At 37.4% G+C, this 13,395-nt stretch carries 16 protein-coding genes; 3 read left to right on the forward strand and 13 right to left on the reverse strand.

From position 1 onward, the window contains the following. Window positions 1-14: 14 nt before the first annotated feature. The 6 genes from DXD65_RS02535 to DXD65_RS02545 form a co-directional block, all read right to left on the reverse strand. Window positions 15-2,312: a TonB dependent receptor gene (locus DXD65_RS02535; protein ID WP_101602730.1), complete on the reverse strand. Its 2,298-nt coding sequence runs from the start codon at window positions 2,310-2,312 to the stop codon at window positions 15-17. A gap of 27 nt (window positions 2,313-2,339) precedes the next feature. Next, the gene (locus DXD65_RS02540; RefSeq protein WP_117652814.1) at window positions 2,340-4,277 is read right to left on the reverse strand and encodes a B12-binding domain-containing radical SAM protein; all 1,938 of its coding nucleotides are present in this window, start codon (window positions 4,275-4,277) and stop codon (window positions 2,340-2,342) included. 60 nt (window positions 4,278-4,337) lie between these two features. After that, entirely contained in the window at window positions 4,338-4,499 is a 162-nt protein-coding gene (locus DXD65_RS20960; RefSeq protein WP_158298286.1) for a hypothetical protein, read from the reverse strand. After that, window positions 4,499-4,636 (reverse strand): hypothetical protein, encoded by a 138-nt coding sequence (locus DXD65_RS20965; RefSeq protein WP_158298285.1) that lies wholly within the window; start codon window positions 4,634-4,636, stop codon window positions 4,499-4,501. The genes DXD65_RS20960 and DXD65_RS20965 overlap by 1 nt, the downstream gene beginning before the upstream one ends. A 24-nt stretch (window positions 4,637-4,660) precedes the next feature. Then, window positions 4,661-4,798 (reverse strand): hypothetical protein, encoded by a 138-nt coding sequence (locus DXD65_RS20970; RefSeq protein ID WP_158298284.1) that lies wholly within the window; start codon window positions 4,796-4,798, stop codon window positions 4,661-4,663. A 188-nt stretch (window positions 4,799-4,986) separates the two neighbouring features. After that, window positions 4,987-5,616 carry a hypothetical protein gene (locus DXD65_RS02545; protein WP_101602728.1) on the reverse strand — a complete coding sequence of 210 codons (630 nt, stop codon included), beginning with the start codon at window positions 5,614-5,616 and terminating at the stop codon, window positions 4,987-4,989. A 167-nt stretch (window positions 5,617-5,783) separates the two neighbouring features. On the opposite strand from DXD65_RS02545, the gene DXD65_RS02550 reads away from it, so the two are divergent. Then, complete coding sequence (locus tag DXD65_RS02550; RefSeq protein WP_117887324.1) at window positions 5,784-6,542, forward strand: helix-turn-helix transcriptional regulator; 759 nt, start codon at window positions 5,784-5,786, stop codon at window positions 6,540-6,542. On the opposite strand, the gene DXD65_RS02555 is transcribed toward DXD65_RS02550, so the two are convergent. From DXD65_RS02555 to DXD65_RS02565, 3 genes are all read right to left on the reverse strand, one after another. Next, window positions 6,537-7,298, reverse strand: coding sequence for a ThiF family adenylyltransferase (locus tag DXD65_RS02555; protein WP_101602726.1), 762 nt, complete (start codon window positions 7,296-7,298; stop codon window positions 6,537-6,539). The genes DXD65_RS02550 and DXD65_RS02555 overlap by 6 nt on opposite strands. 326 nt (window positions 7,299-7,624) lie before the next feature. Then, window positions 7,625-8,014 carry a type VI secretion system tube protein TssD gene (gene tssD / locus DXD65_RS02560; RefSeq protein ID WP_101602725.1) on the reverse strand — a complete coding sequence of 130 codons (390 nt, stop codon included), beginning with the start codon at window positions 8,012-8,014 and terminating at the stop codon, window positions 7,625-7,627. A 274-nt stretch (window positions 8,015-8,288) separates the two neighbouring features. After that, a complete protein-coding gene (locus DXD65_RS02565; RefSeq protein WP_101602724.1) occupies window positions 8,289-9,251 on the reverse strand; it encodes a bacteriophage abortive infection AbiH family protein in 963 nt (320 codons plus the stop codon). 135 nt (window positions 9,252-9,386) lie between these two features. Here DXD65_RS02565 and DXD65_RS02570 point away from each other — a divergent pair, with 135 nt between their 5' ends. Continuing rightward, the gene (locus DXD65_RS02570) at window positions 9,387-9,692 is read left to right on the forward strand and encodes a hypothetical protein (protein ID WP_101602723.1); all 306 of its coding nucleotides are present in this window, start codon (window positions 9,387-9,389) and stop codon (window positions 9,690-9,692) included. 129 nt (window positions 9,693-9,821) lie between these two features. On the opposite strand, the gene DXD65_RS02575 is transcribed toward DXD65_RS02570, so the two are convergent. The 3 genes from DXD65_RS02575 to DXD65_RS02585 are packed head-to-tail and all read right to left on the reverse strand — an operon-like array spanning window position 9,822 to window position 12,426. Further along, a complete protein-coding gene (locus DXD65_RS02575; protein ID WP_101602722.1) occupies window positions 9,822-10,367 on the reverse strand; it encodes a DUF4948 family protein in 546 nt (181 codons plus the stop codon). Further along, entirely contained in the window at window positions 10,349-11,128 is a 780-nt protein-coding gene (locus DXD65_RS02580; protein ID WP_101602721.1) for a polymorphic toxin type 44 domain-containing protein, read from the reverse strand. The genes DXD65_RS02575 and DXD65_RS02580 overlap by 19 nt, the downstream gene beginning before the upstream one ends. Before the next feature lie 5 nt (window positions 11,129-11,133). Continuing rightward, complete coding sequence (locus DXD65_RS02585) at window positions 11,134-12,426, reverse strand: hypothetical protein (RefSeq protein WP_133304275.1); 1,293 nt, start codon at window positions 12,424-12,426, stop codon at window positions 11,134-11,136. Window positions 12,427-12,469: 43 nt separating this feature from the next. Here DXD65_RS02585 and DXD65_RS20910 point away from each other — a divergent pair, with 43 nt between their 5' ends. Next, window positions 12,470-12,811 (forward strand): hypothetical protein, encoded by a 342-nt coding sequence (locus tag DXD65_RS20910; protein WP_133304274.1) that lies wholly within the window; start codon window positions 12,470-12,472, stop codon window positions 12,809-12,811. 3 nt (window positions 12,812-12,814) lie between these two features. Here the strand turns inward: DXD65_RS20910 and DXD65_RS02595 are convergent, their stop codons facing one another. After that, window positions 12,815-13,393 carry an SMI1/KNR4 family protein gene (locus tag DXD65_RS02595; RefSeq protein WP_133304273.1) on the reverse strand — a complete coding sequence of 193 codons (579 nt, stop codon included), beginning with the start codon at window positions 13,391-13,393 and terminating at the stop codon, window positions 12,815-12,817. Window positions 13,394-13,395: the final 2 nt, after the last annotated feature.

The raw sequence follows: 13,395 nt of genomic DNA on the forward strand, positions 1-13,395 counted from the left end.
AGTTTAAACTGCAATTACTTTTGACCAAATCTTGATGTATCCACTTCCTTAAACTTCTTCTCTTTGTAACCTCCGAATTTATATCTGAAAGAAACTGTTAAAGTACGGCTGTCCGGTCTCAGGAGCATATCCATGTGCTGGCTTTTATATCTGGTTTTCACATCAGGCATGGCGCTATTGAACAAATCTGTACCCTTTACACGAATTTCCGCCTTGTCTTTTGCAAAGCTCCACTTCAGACCTGCGTCCAGACTCCAGATTCTACCTAAATCGTAAATGCCTTGGATAGAAGGGGTCATATACATGGCTGCCAATTCTAATTTAATATTCGGCTTGGAGGAAATATTGATAGCGTTATCCAGACGTGAATATAGCGTCCACTTGTTCCGTTTGAAGGATAAGTCATAAAAGTCCTTGCATTTTGACGAATTGTTATAGCCGTTCAGGACTATTCTTGAATCAAAAATATTTCCAATATTAAAAGGAACCACGATGTTTAATCCTATCATTTGCTTATAGTTCCAATTAAGTGTCTTATATATCAGGGCCAGCCTATCTGATGACAGGTAACCTAACTGTTCGAAATGGTCAGGTTCATAGTCATAGTATAAAAGAAATTGATACTTGCTTTTTAAGACATATATCAACTGGGCTGAATAGTCTTTTGATGGCTTCAGATATGGGTTACCATGAATCTCCGTATATCCGTTCAAATATCCGACCGATTCCTGCATATCCCAATAATCCGGATAGGATTTATCTGTAGAGAATGAAAACTGGAGGATATGTGAGGGAGAAGGCACATACGTAAGGTCAAGTGTAGGATAAACAGCCCAGTTGTCATACTTGGCCAGCTTATAATACTCTCCAATAACAGAGAATGACATGGAAAAAGTCTCCGTGAAACTTTTATCGAATCCGGCATAGGCATTATATGTATATTCTTTAATGTTGCTGTCTGTGTTCGACCCCGTCATGTCGGTTTCAGTTCTTGAATTATATTTCTGCATATTATAATCTGTTGCATACGTGAATTCCGCTCCATAATTAAATGACCAATCCTTGGCAAACTCATGGCTTTTGTCCGCATATACTTTTATCCGGTCAATCTTTTGTTTTGAATCTGAAGTGAAATCGTTGATCATTCCGTCTGTTCTGCTATCTTGGAAATCCTGATAGAAAAGTGAATTATAATGTGTATAGTCCACTCCCGCATTGAAATTATTATGTGAAGAATAATTCAGACTCATATTGTGCATGGAATTTTCGAAATCCTTGTTATTGGTAGAATTGGAAAAGCTGCCAACAGAATTCTCTGTGCTTTTTCCATCAGGGCTTAAAACTGCTGTGTAAGCCAGGCTAAGTTTGTCCTCGTTATTGAAAGTGTACTCTCCTCCCAAACGTATGTTATGCGCAAGATCCTTTTTTGTTCCTCTATTGTACTGTTCTATTTCATAAACCTTATTATCCAACTTATGTAAAGTCGCCAAATCAAGTTGTGTCTTACTTTTAGTTGCTGACAGTGAATACAGAAAGTCCACGGATAATTTGGGGGAAGAGTACGACAGATTGATCCCTCCCTGACCGTTTGTAAAATGCCTTTGAATATACGAACCGTTAATTTCTCCCTGTAGAAATGGATTCTCCGTTTTTTTCTTTTGGGTGACAATATTGATTGCGGCACCTCTGACATGGTATTTTGCAGGAGCGCTATACATAACCTGTATTTTTTCAATATTTGAAACCGGAGTGCTTTTCAGCAACTCATAAAGTTGTGCATTGCTCATGGTTGTCGGTTTACCGTCGAGTATTATAGATACTCCATTGGCACCGGCCAAGGTTATTGAACCATTTTGTTCCACTACTCCTGGAAGTTGCAGAATGGATTCATAAGCATTGCTGATTACCTTTTTTTCTGCCATTCTATTCATATCATAGCTTAAAGCCCCATCTTCAACCTTAACTTGTGGACGTTCCCCCTTTATGACGACCTCGTTCAATGTATAATCCTGTTCTTTCATTGTGAGAGTTCCAATATTAGGGGTATATCCGTTAACTTGTTGTGTAACAAATAACAGGTGTTGCAAGATCAGACGATATTTTTCAGGTGCGTTTTTGATTAAAAACTGACCTGTAGAATCTGTAATAGCGGCATCAACAAAAACTGAATCTATCGTCTGCGCAACAACAGTAACGGCCTCTATCGGCTCATTTCTTGAATCAACGATTTTGCCTGTGATGGTCTGTGCATTTGCTGCCACACCTAAAAACAAGACAAACGCCAATGCTATCAATCCTCTTCTCATTAACATGTCTCTATATTTTTAATAATTATACATTTAACTAACCAATAAAGCCTCATGGCATTTATTATCTATCCGCATGGAAGAATTTGTATTTACTCCGTATTGCCGTAGGTTGATAGTCTTATGAATGTCCAAAACAGTTACAATCTCTGTCTTATTATCATTGCAATACAACAACCCTTCTTTTTCTAAGTTGAGAATTACTTCCGGCAATGTTTCTCCTTCTTTTGATTTTTTATTACCCAACTTCCTTGTTATCTGTTCAATAGATAACACTTCGGAATCACATAACTGCAACACTTCCCAATAAATATCATCCGTTTCGAACTCGATTTCCTTAATCAATGTGTTATTATAGAATTCCCTGTAGAACACACTATTGCTTTCAATTATCAATTGATAATCATAAATATTGTTTATATAATGTTGCTCTATTTGTTGGAAAGTGTCCCACAAATGATTATACTCCGGTTTTATAAAATCAAAAAAGAGGATGAATTTATCTTCTAATGACATATAATTTTCTGGGGTAAATTGTGCCAGGTGCGATTGTCCCCATTCTGTCAACCGGTTTGTTTTTAATAAAGTCCGGTAGTAAGGTGATGATTTTGCGACACTAAGGAAGGAATAGCTGTGGCATACCAGTCTCTTTTGGAAATAAAACCTCAAAAAATATAAGTTGTCAATACTTTCCTTTATATCATCTGTTGTTTCTTCCAATAAATTTCTTAGTACATTTGCCCCGTTAATACGAATACCTAATTCATTTGCCCATTTAATGAAGAACAGGTTACTGGCAAACGTATTTTTCTTATGGATCTTTTCCAAAAGGTTATTACTGGGTGATTCATATCCTATTTGGACGGATTCAAATCCTGCGAGGGCCATCTTTTTTATGACATTGAACGGAACCCCTTTTGTAACTATTTCCGCCAGTAATATAGAGAAGTCATTATTTTCTTTCCTATATTCGATCAACATGTCCAACAGCTCAATAAAGTTATCCATATCGGCTCCTATGATATCGTTGTCCAAGAATAAGACACGATTTACCTCATATCGCTCCACTTGCTCCTTTATTTCTCTTATTATCTGTTCATTGGTTTTAGTCCTATATTTATAGCCGGTATTCAAGAAACAAAATTTGCATTGTTTCCAGCTGCATCCTCTGCCGCCTTCTATAGGCAAGGACAGTTCCTGATCCAGAGAAAAGCCCTGTATGGATTTGAAATAATCGGAAAAATCCATCTTGGACTTGTTTAAGTCCACATAAACATTTCTTAACAAATTCACTTTTATTTCATCTCCTATACGATATACGGTATTAGGAATGGAAGACAATGCTGCTTTTTCACCGTCCAGATACAATGCCAGTTGTTGTATTGAATATTCACCTTCTCCCCAAGATGTATAATCGACATGTGGAAAGTTTTTCAAAAATGTAACCGCTTCTTCCTTTGTTCCAAAACCACCCACAAGTATATGGGTATTCGGATAAGCAGTCTTTATCTTGTCAATAAACAGGTTTGCAACAAGCCATTGATAGAACTGGGCTGAAAATCCTACAAACAGGTAGTCATCAAACTTTATTTGACTGATTTCATTTTCAAACCAGCAATTCAGTTTTTGATTGAATGAATGGAAGTATTCATAAATATACTCATTCCCTTTACTGTGCAGCTGTGGCTTTATGGAGTAGATATAATATTTAATCTTGTCCACAATTTTTGTATCGTTTAAACTGATGCCAAGATTTAGTAAAAAAGGCATCAGTTTATTAAGTTCGGTATCATATATCAAGTTCTCCATGTTGAAGAAACTTTTCAGCAGAGGGTTCAATGATACATTCCAATACTTCAAAGAAACATTGTACCCAACCTGATTTAATGCAGGTTTTAAGACTGACAGGCATGGAGATGGGACATTCTCCATTGCAGGCGGAAGCCATCCTAATAAGATTGTTTTTTTCATTGTCGTACATTTTAAGTAGTAGTAGCAAGGCTTGCTTGCTACTACATGCCCTCATTTTTTTTAGATTCTTATTACTATTTCCGGAATATCAATTTTAGGAACGTCCACGAAAATAGAATCTTGAGGTGAACTTTTACCGCCTTTTATAGCACCAGCATTTAGATTGGTAAGCCGGTCTATATTGGCAAGGCGGGAAGCTTTTGTTAGATTTCTCTTTTTCATTACTTGTAGTTTGAGATTTTGATGTTCAAATTACCTTCAATTTTCGCTTTTCCACCCTTAATTTTGTTGACTTCTGCATGAGTCAATCGGTCCATAAGAGTCATGTCATTCATTTTTTTAAGTTCTTTCTTTTTCATAATTGTAAAATTTTAAATTAAACATTAAAAGTAAACCCTGATGGTGCCTGTTATTTCACCACTGATTCTTTTCGCACCACCTGAGATAATTGATTGCTCTTTTTGAGTTAAGCGATCAAGCAGGACAAGATTCTTTTCTTGTCCGATCTTTTTCTTTTTCATTTGTGTATCACTTAAACCAACCTACTCTTTCAGTTTTTCGGTATCCACTCCTTTGTACAGTTAGGTCTGTTGCTGATTGTCTGGCCATCCAATTATTTATTTGCAAAGTTAAATAGTCATGAAAGTATATTTTGACACAAAAGTGTATTCGTTATAGACCTTCATGGAGAAATACACAAAAGTGTATATCATGAAGCTATATATAAATTTTCATAATGATTGTAGAATAGGAGAAGTCCATTCTTACTGGAGTACACCGGTATGGTTTCTGAGGCAAGATAATTAATGGAATGCCCCAATCGAACAGTCTCAATACCAAGTGTATTCATCACTTTGAGTAACTTGCTGTCTGTTTCTGCTATCATATAGCTTTTGCTATCGCATATAATAGGATGTACCGCATATACCATGAGTTGCTTAAACAGAGTGACTGTCGGGATTCCTGCCAGGGAGTCTATGGCAAATCGGCCTATATGCCAATAGTTATAATCTGTTTCAGAATGTATAGCTGTTAACGGATTGATACCGAAAATCTTTTGTAACGGGAGAGTTTTCTTCCTGTCCCACTTGAACACCCTGATTGAACCGATAATTTTGCCTGCATCATTGCGGACTACAAATATCGTGGAGTTATCAATATACTGGAGTTCTTCTTGATAAACAGAATATATCTCATTCTTGATAGATTCGGAGGAAAAATCACCCACATGATGTTTGTAATTCTCCCTTACCACAAATTCTGCCAATTCATTCAGGTTTTCCTTCCCCACCAATTGCCAGATATTGTATTGTCCGTTTGTATAAATCAGTTTTTCCATTTCTTTTTGTTTTTCTGATACAAAACTAAAAACGAACGGCTGCCTTTATTTAACACAAAAGTGTATTTTAGACAAATACACTATTATATTCACACAATTGTGTGTTAAAAAGTTACATATTCAAGAATAATCAGTAAATTTGCGGCGAATCTATAAAAAGAATTGTTATGGCAACAAATATAGGAGACTTCTTTATAATGTCTAATTCCGTATACAATATTACGGACGAGGACTATCAGAAAATCAATCTTCTTGTAAATACAGCCAAAGCATTTGCAAGAAGCATGCACCAGTGCGTGTATATCATAGATTATTTCAAACAGAACTTCCTGTACGTATCAGAAAATCTGGGATATTGGTGTGGTCAGACTTCTGACAAGATTAAGGATTTCGGGTACAGGTTTTATCTGGATTACGTGCCTGAAAAAGAACAACAGATGTTATTGGAAGTAAACAAGAAAGGATTCGATCTGTTCAACGAAATACCCTTAGCGGAACGTCTTGACTATACCATTTCATATGACTTCCATATTATACATGGAAGGAAACTAAGATTGGTGAATCACCACCTCACTCCAATGATATTGACTAAAGATGGACGTATATGGCTGGCGTTATGTACCATATCCATGTCGGCAAGAAGTACTCCCGGTTACATCATCATGAAGAAATCCGGTTCGAAATCTTATTATGAATATTCTTTGGACAAGCATAAATGGATAAAGAAAGAAGGCATAACCTTGAGCGAAATGGAACGTGATGTACTGATCCTTTCAGCCCAAGGCTATACCATGAATGACATAGCCGATAAACTATGCAAGTCCGTTGATACCATAAAGGCATGCAAAAGGGCACTGTTCTCCAAATTGGGAGTAAAAAACATTGCGGAAGCGCTGTCTTATGCAACCAATTATAGGTTACTATAGGGAATTGCTCTCACACATCAGTGATGAGAGGTAAAATTTAGGAAAGAACTTGACTTCACGTCCGGTCGCCAGATTGAACATGGCATTCACGCAGTGTCCCGCAACAATCCACGAGGCAACAGAAAGCTGGGGAGGGGGCAAGATGCCTCCTTCCGCACGATATTCTTCTATCACCTTCTCCAACCATGAAACTGGCATATTCCAAAACGTTCCATACCTCGATACATACTCCGCCACTTTCAGTTCAAAGCCGTTAGGTTCTTGGGAGATTTCAGACAACTGATAACCTTTCGGCTTTACAATAGTGAGGAATCCCGCCCATCCGAAATTGTACGGATGGAGAACGGGAATCATCTTTTCGGAACAGATGCGGTCAAATTCAAAAGGGGTTCCATCCTTGAAATCCAAAGCATTAATAGCTATATGATGCCCTGAGATAATACTCTCTATATTACCTTTGTCTATAAATGTATTATGGAATTTTATTTCTGCGTTGGAATTAATTTTCTGCAAGCGTTTGCAAAGTGTTTCTGCTTTATATTTTCCAATATCCGCTTTTACATAATTCTGCCTGTTGAGATTACTCTCTTCCACTTTATCACCGTCAACAATGGTCATATTTTCAAAACCAAACCGCAAGGCGCATTCTGCAATGATGCTGCCAATTCCGGCACCACCCAATAGAATACGGACTTGTTTGATTTTCTCCTGTTCTTCTTCGCTGATATAAATGCGATTCCTGCTGTATCTTTTCATATAAACATGTTTTAATGAAACAAAGATACAGAGGTTCTTTCGATTAAGCCTGACACAAAAGTGTATTTTTGCAATAGAGTATAAATTTGTTGCATTATCTTTGCCATTGCCCTCCAAAACGTCAAGCAAGTATAAACCAAAAGAATCATTATCTAATATTTACACATTCCTCTTTATTGTTCACGAACAGCTAAGCCATAAATATACGATTCAGACCGGATTTTGTTAGTTCATACACAACTAATCGTTCTTTGATTAATGCTTTTACCGCTCCACCGAATATATGCCGCAAGAGATCAAAATATAAAACCACATCACAAAACCAGCTACCAACTATTTGTCAAAAAGGCATTTCCAACAACAAGAACATCGGAAGAAAGAGTTATTGTGGTAAATAATGGACGTCTTTTATCTACATTAAAAACTTCCTTGTAAAAAACAATATAGGCACATCTAAACTCAATAATCCGAAATACAGAGTTATCTTCAATCTTGTAAAAAGTAAACCTTCCGCTAATGGGCTTAAATTGCCCGTTCACCATAATCTCAAGTATGTCCGTATCTTGAGTCGATTCAATGCTGAACGTAACCCGTCCGCCAATAACAGTTGTCACCGGACGCCCTTTGGCGTCTGTCTTACGACTAAACTCTATATGTGAGTAGAGTATATCTATTTCTTTGTTCCGAATTTGCACGGTCACTCTGAATGCTCCCATAGCAATACTGTTTTAATGGTTATGAATCAAGACAATAATTCTTGATTAAAGCAGAGGTCCCGCTTTCGAAAAAAGAAAAGAATATCAACTAAAGCAAATGTAACAGAAATCCTCAAAACATCCAAATAGTTTGGAATATTTTTTGTAATCAAGGGGATCTGATGATTACGGAAAAAGACCTATTTTATATGGTGTACATAAATTATAATGATATTGACACCTGCATATCCGCTTCCTGAATACAAACGGAAATGCAGGTGACTTGCCAATAAGCTTAGAACAATCGTTGTTGCTTGTACATTTGGATATCTTCCAATTTTATAAGTTCCCACAAATCCGGTGATATTTTGCGGGACTGCATATAGGCTTGTATTTTCTGTTGGTCTTCATCGCTGTAATAACTAATTGTCCAATGAACTTTCTCTTTGTCTATGTGGCTGATTATTTTGTCAATATAGGGTTCGTCAACCGGAGAAAAAGAAAAGCCGTAAATATAAATATGCTCGATTTCATTCATTGAAGAGAATATGCTCCGGTTATCTTGGATAATTTGCTCTACATTTTTGCGAATACTATATATTTCGTTGACTGCGGCATCACGAACTGTTTGAGTTATGTAGTCTTCCCCATCGTACCACTCGGCGAGCTCCTCTTCCGACAAATCTGCCGGAGGCTCCGGTTGGATGACTTCTGCAGCTTTGGTCAGCTCTTCATAAGTCTTATTGTGACCAAGTACCAGCACTTCATCGGAAGCCTTACCATGAATATGAAGAATTTCTGAATCAGGAATACCGTATAAATACTGTAAGGTGGAAGTGTAATTAAAATTAATGAAGTGGTCATCTCCTCTGGTCAACTTTATCTTTTTACTTCCATCCGCCTTTGACAGAGAGTTAATCCATGCTTTGAAAGTGTCTTTAATGTCATTGACCAAACCTCCAATTTCACTTTCTGCCTGGTACGAACCGACATAATAATCCCGATCCCTAAACTCGTCACTGGCAAAATCCGGCTGATTTTCCGAAGCAGTATACTGTACGTAGTCCGCAAGTTCTATTTCACCTAAATTCACCTCAAACTGCCACCACCATTCGTCATCATCCACATAATAGAATTCTCTCAGTCTTTCGTAGAGTTCCGGTTCGTTTTCTTCGAGCCATTGACGGTACGCACTATAACTACTATTTATTCCATGATGGCAATCGAATCCATTTCCTATAATATACAAGTTTTTCATTTAAGTATTTTTTATGAGTTAATTCTTTCATTTACGCGAAGTTATAAAATATTTGTGGCCTAAAAAAATATCTTCTCCTTTTTTTGATAGTCTTGCTTTTTTCCCTATTTTTGTAGAAAACCAACATCATAAATTATGAACATCAAAGATTATATAGAAGAAAAACAAAAAGTTTTTAAGCAGTTGGATTCTGCTATAGATAAGACATTTTCAAATGATGCTGAAGAACGTAAGGAAGGAAGAGAAGAATTAGAAAAGTTGCGCGGTAAAGATGAAGCCGTTCCTTTTGCCATAGGTTATGCACATCAAATAGAATATGACTGCACGGGAAATCCGGAGAATGCACAAAAAGCTATTGAAGAATACAAGCGCATAGTTAATGAAGGGTATGCTTTTTTAAAAGAAAGCATTCAGGAATTGGAAGCCCGATTAGGGAACTAATTGTATATGAAGCGGAAGTATTTCATTACAAACAGTAGATTGTAGCGTGTTTGATTTTGTATCCACATTAAGAAGACGTCTGACCTTATGCTGTATGACAGCGAGGACAAACGTCTTTTTTGTGGCAGTTCAGTTGTCGTGGTCAAGCATAATATACCAGCCGTCTTTGATAGGTTTATATAGAGTCGTATCACTATCTGTTTGGCGATAGATATCATTCAAATCCAATTGTTGTTCTGTTGCCGATATTTGCTCTTTATCCAGTTCCGGTTCATAGAGAAATTCTTTGGAAGTTCCGCCGATTGACAAGCCGTGAACAAAATAAGGGATATAGACTTTTGTTCTTGATGTATCCTTGCCCATTTCCTTTAGCGATTCTTTTCCCCAGTAAAAGACACGCTCACAACTTATTTCGTTTAGAAGGGAATCCAGCCGCAACTTATGTTCTTCGGGCAGTTCCTTGATACTCAATAAATCGTCGCCATATAATGTATCCGTTCTGTAAGGAGGGTAATATGTACCATAAGCACGTTGTACGACAATGTCGCGTATTTCATTGAAAGCCGCTTCATGTTGCGTGAAATGACGCACCATTTCGTCGTCGGTCGGCAGGGATAGTTCGCAACCTGTAACGAATAAACTTGAAATCAGAAATGTTATTGGTGATATTCGCATTTTTCTATATGTAAAGGCTTATTATTCCGGTAAAACAGATAAAGTTCATCCATGATATGCCGAGATGTCAAAACAGAAGGTACCGCTCCGAACTTATTGAACAGGCTGAAACCAACCTTTATGGCCTGAGTGTCTTCTGCGTCATCGAATCCTCCCAATATATCCGCATCTCCCAAATTAACAAATCGATTCGAAATGTATTGTTTGGCCCAGGTACCATAAGACCTGTTATTGTCTCCCAGTTGGGCAAAACCGGCGCCATTAACAAGTTCAAATTCGGTAAATCCCACATACCTGCCGATAAATCCATAGTGTATGTTAGACCATATATCATACATAAATTTCAATTGTGTTGCACTATCACAAGCCCAATCGCAACCTTGTATTTCTTTGATCTTTCTCTTATGATCCCATATTTTCTCATTTGCAACAAGTCCTTTCCACTTTTTGTATGCCTGTATTCTTCCCTCTACTTTGTCTGATGCGACACTTGCAAGTAGAGAAGAAGGATTTAGTGCGGATACTGCTGCCTGCCCGAATGGGGTCAGTTTCTTGAATGCTTGCTTTTGAGAATTCTGTGATTTATTGTAATGGTTCAAAAGAGAGATAAGTTCTTTTACATCCTGAGACCTGACGTTTCTTTTGATCTCTTCACAGATATAGTTTGCCGTATCCCATACTGATGGGTATGGATGCACGGAAATACTACTCCCTGTCGCTTGCCTTTTTGCAGACTTCGGTGTGCCATCAGCTTTCATCATATTGTTTATGAATTTAAAAAAGATTCTATATCATTGCTACATGCTGCGGCATGTTTAAATCCATTAAAAAGTACCATCAAACAACCGTTGTCGCTATACAAAGCACCGGTCTTGGGGTCCTCATTTTTATAAAGTTGTTCCACCACTTCATCAAAAGTACCGCATTCTGCCGCACGGCAAAGGAAACTACCCATATTTTGGCTTAACCAATATCCGCCATGCATCCGGTCCTTTTTCGGAATATCTAAAAAATCAATAACTACAATACGACGCCGATTTCCATGCAGGAAGTGCATTCGCTCTAATAAATTGTTACAATATAAATCCCCGAAACTATATCCTGCAATTACTAATCTGGGGTTCCGGATTATGCAATTAGTTAAATTGGCATGATAAAAATCAAAGGGGACACAGTTTAGTTTATCCGGTTTACGCAATCCTGTAACTATAGGGGACGCATAGTAAGTTTCTCCGGACTGGCAGGTTGGTTGCCCCTGTCCTCGGCCTATCATCATATCTTTTACTATATCATAATTAGGATATTTGTATAGGTCATGGGAGAGATTGGTATATATATCCTGATTTGCGTTTTTATAGGACGAGAAATAGTAATTGATACATCCGTGCAGATGGTTAATGGTTGCCACTTTTTCCGGATTCTCAAACAACCGCTTGGGATTAAACCTTTTGAATACATCTTGAATGCCATCAGGTTCAAAACCATCTTCATAGTTTCCAATAGAATCTTCTATCGTTGTGTCATAGTTAAACACAAAGAAATCACTGCCCTTTCCGAACTGTTGGTAAAAATCCCGATACCATTCATTTTCTTTATACTTCCGATTTCGAAAAACAGTATCGTATCCATTTATAATATCCATTATCCGTAAAACGAACTGCTTCATCACGGAGCTGAGATTGTTACGATCAAACTCCATATTAGGCAGTGTAAAGGGAGCAAAAGCAGGGAACAGATTCGCATTATGACATTTGCCATCCCATACCCATCCATAGGAATATAGCATTTCCAACACATGGAACAGATGTTCAAAATGGACATTAGGTTCCGGTGCCTTCCTAAGAAACGGATTGGAGTGATCAGGCGGATAAGCCATCTTAAGTTTGTCATAAATATCTTTCACTGTTGTAATGGAATTACTTGGATCAAGATAATCCGTATAGGGACTACAAACCTCGTCTGTAATATTCCTTGTTGATGGTTTTATAGTTCCTTGCGGTAAATCAAGGTCAAGTGGCGTACCTGCTCCAATAAGAAATGTTGTGCGATTATCAATCATATTCATTAATACTTAAAAATGTAATTTAATTGTTATATGTGAGGTGTTCCCTCAACTGTTGGTATCCGCCGCCTGCTCCACTGTCAGTAACGGAGAGAGCCGTAACGATGAAGTGCTGCAGTCTCAGGAGCACGCTGACATAAGGGTGAGGCATGAGAGAGACAGGGAAGGGCGATATCGCCACAAGGTGAATGTCACCTTCGAACACCGGAGCGAGCTGCTTGGAGAAGGGCAGGCAGAGCATGTTCTTCATGCCCCCGAGAACCGAGAGCATCGAGGCATTGGAGTTGTTTTTTATGCTACCCAAGATATCTTTTCCTACACCAGTCTTGAGGTTTGCACTTATGCTGTCGAAATAACCTGTGTCCGTCATTACAATTATTAGATATTATATCAGATTAGTTATCCAGTCTGAATACCATTCACTAAAAGTAATATGCTTATTCTCTTTATTGAGAACAGGTGAAATACCACTATAATCAGCTCTATTATCAAGCCAAATATTACCAAATTCTGTTCCATTAACAACAAGTAAAAAGGTACAACCATGCCCCCAATGACCTATTTGTAAACATCCAAATATATGTTTGGTATTCATATATTTATCCACAATCTCGGATTCAGGATAATCATCATCCCAATCAAATGATGCAATCCAAGACTCATTCCACTTCTCTTGGTATGGAAATTCTTTATTTAAACAAATGCAAGGTCGATTTCTCAATTTAAAATCTATTATAGAATCAAATAATGATTTTAATCCAAATCCAGGACCAACTCCACCATTTCCTATCTCAGAGATAAAGCGTTTATAATCTAGTGGAAGTTCTATATGATTTTCAAATTCAAATTGTCTTATCTTTTCAAGAGAAAGAGTTGGATTAAATATCAAATCACTCTGTGCTATTTTATCTAACAAATTTCTTTTCTCAATAATTTTATTTTTAATGTATTTGATTGAATCCATAA

The organism is Bacteroides sp. 4_1_36, assembly GCF_003466325.1.
In the GTDB taxonomy this organism is placed as follows: Bacteria; Bacteroidota; Bacteroidia; order Bacteroidales; family Bacteroidaceae; genus Bacteroides; species Bacteroides uniformis.

What these genes read in the sequence shown, in the direction of transcription:
- DXD65_RS02535 (WP_101602730.1), bottom strand. Translation starts at nt 2,312, where the DNA reads ATGTTAATGAGAAGAGGATTGATAGCATTGGCGTTTGTCTTGTTTTTA.
- DXD65_RS02540 (WP_117652814.1), bottom strand. Translation starts at nt 4,277, where the DNA reads ATGAAAAAAACAATCTTATTAGGATGGCTTCCGCCTGCAATGGAGAAT.
- DXD65_RS20960 (WP_158298286.1), bottom strand. Translation starts at nt 4,499, where the DNA reads ATGAAAAAGAGAAATCTAACAAAAGCTTCCCGCCTTGCCAATATAGAC.
- DXD65_RS20965 (WP_158298285.1), bottom strand. Translation starts at nt 4,636, where the DNA reads ATGAAAAAGAAAGAACTTAAAAAAATGAATGACATGACTCTTATGGAC.
- DXD65_RS20970 (WP_158298284.1), bottom strand. Translation starts at nt 4,798, where the DNA reads ATGAAAAAGAAAAAGATCGGACAAGAAAAGAATCTTGTCCTGCTTGAT.
- DXD65_RS02545 (WP_101602728.1), bottom strand. Translation starts at nt 5,616, where the DNA reads ATGGAAAAACTGATTTATACAAACGGACAATACAATATCTGGCAATTG.
- DXD65_RS02550 (WP_117887324.1), top strand. Translation starts at nt 5,784, where the DNA reads ATGGCAACAAATATAGGAGACTTCTTTATAATGTCTAATTCCGTATAC.
- DXD65_RS02555 (WP_101602726.1), bottom strand. Translation starts at nt 7,298, where the DNA reads ATGAAAAGATACAGCAGGAATCGCATTTATATCAGCGAAGAAGAACAG.
- tssD (WP_101602725.1), bottom strand. Translation starts at nt 8,014, where the DNA reads ATGGGAGCATTCAGAGTGACCGTGCAAATTCGGAACAAAGAAATAGAT.
- DXD65_RS02565 (WP_101602724.1), bottom strand. Translation starts at nt 9,251, where the DNA reads ATGAAAAACTTGTATATTATAGGAAATGGATTCGATTGCCATCATGGA.
- DXD65_RS02570 (WP_101602723.1), top strand. Translation starts at nt 9,387, where the DNA reads ATGAACATCAAAGATTATATAGAAGAAAAACAAAAAGTTTTTAAGCAG.
- DXD65_RS02575 (WP_101602722.1), bottom strand. Translation starts at nt 10,367, where the DNA reads ATGCGAATATCACCAATAACATTTCTGATTTCAAGTTTATTCGTTACA.
- DXD65_RS02580 (WP_101602721.1), bottom strand. Translation starts at nt 11,128, where the DNA reads ATGATGAAAGCTGATGGCACACCGAAGTCTGCAAAAAGGCAAGCGACA.
- DXD65_RS02585 (WP_133304275.1), bottom strand. Translation starts at nt 12,426, where the DNA reads ATGATTGATAATCGCACAACATTTCTTATTGGAGCAGGTACGCCACTT.
- DXD65_RS02595 (WP_133304273.1), bottom strand. Translation starts at nt 13,393, where the DNA reads ATGGATTCAATCAAATACATTAAAAATAAAATTATTGAGAAAAGAAAT.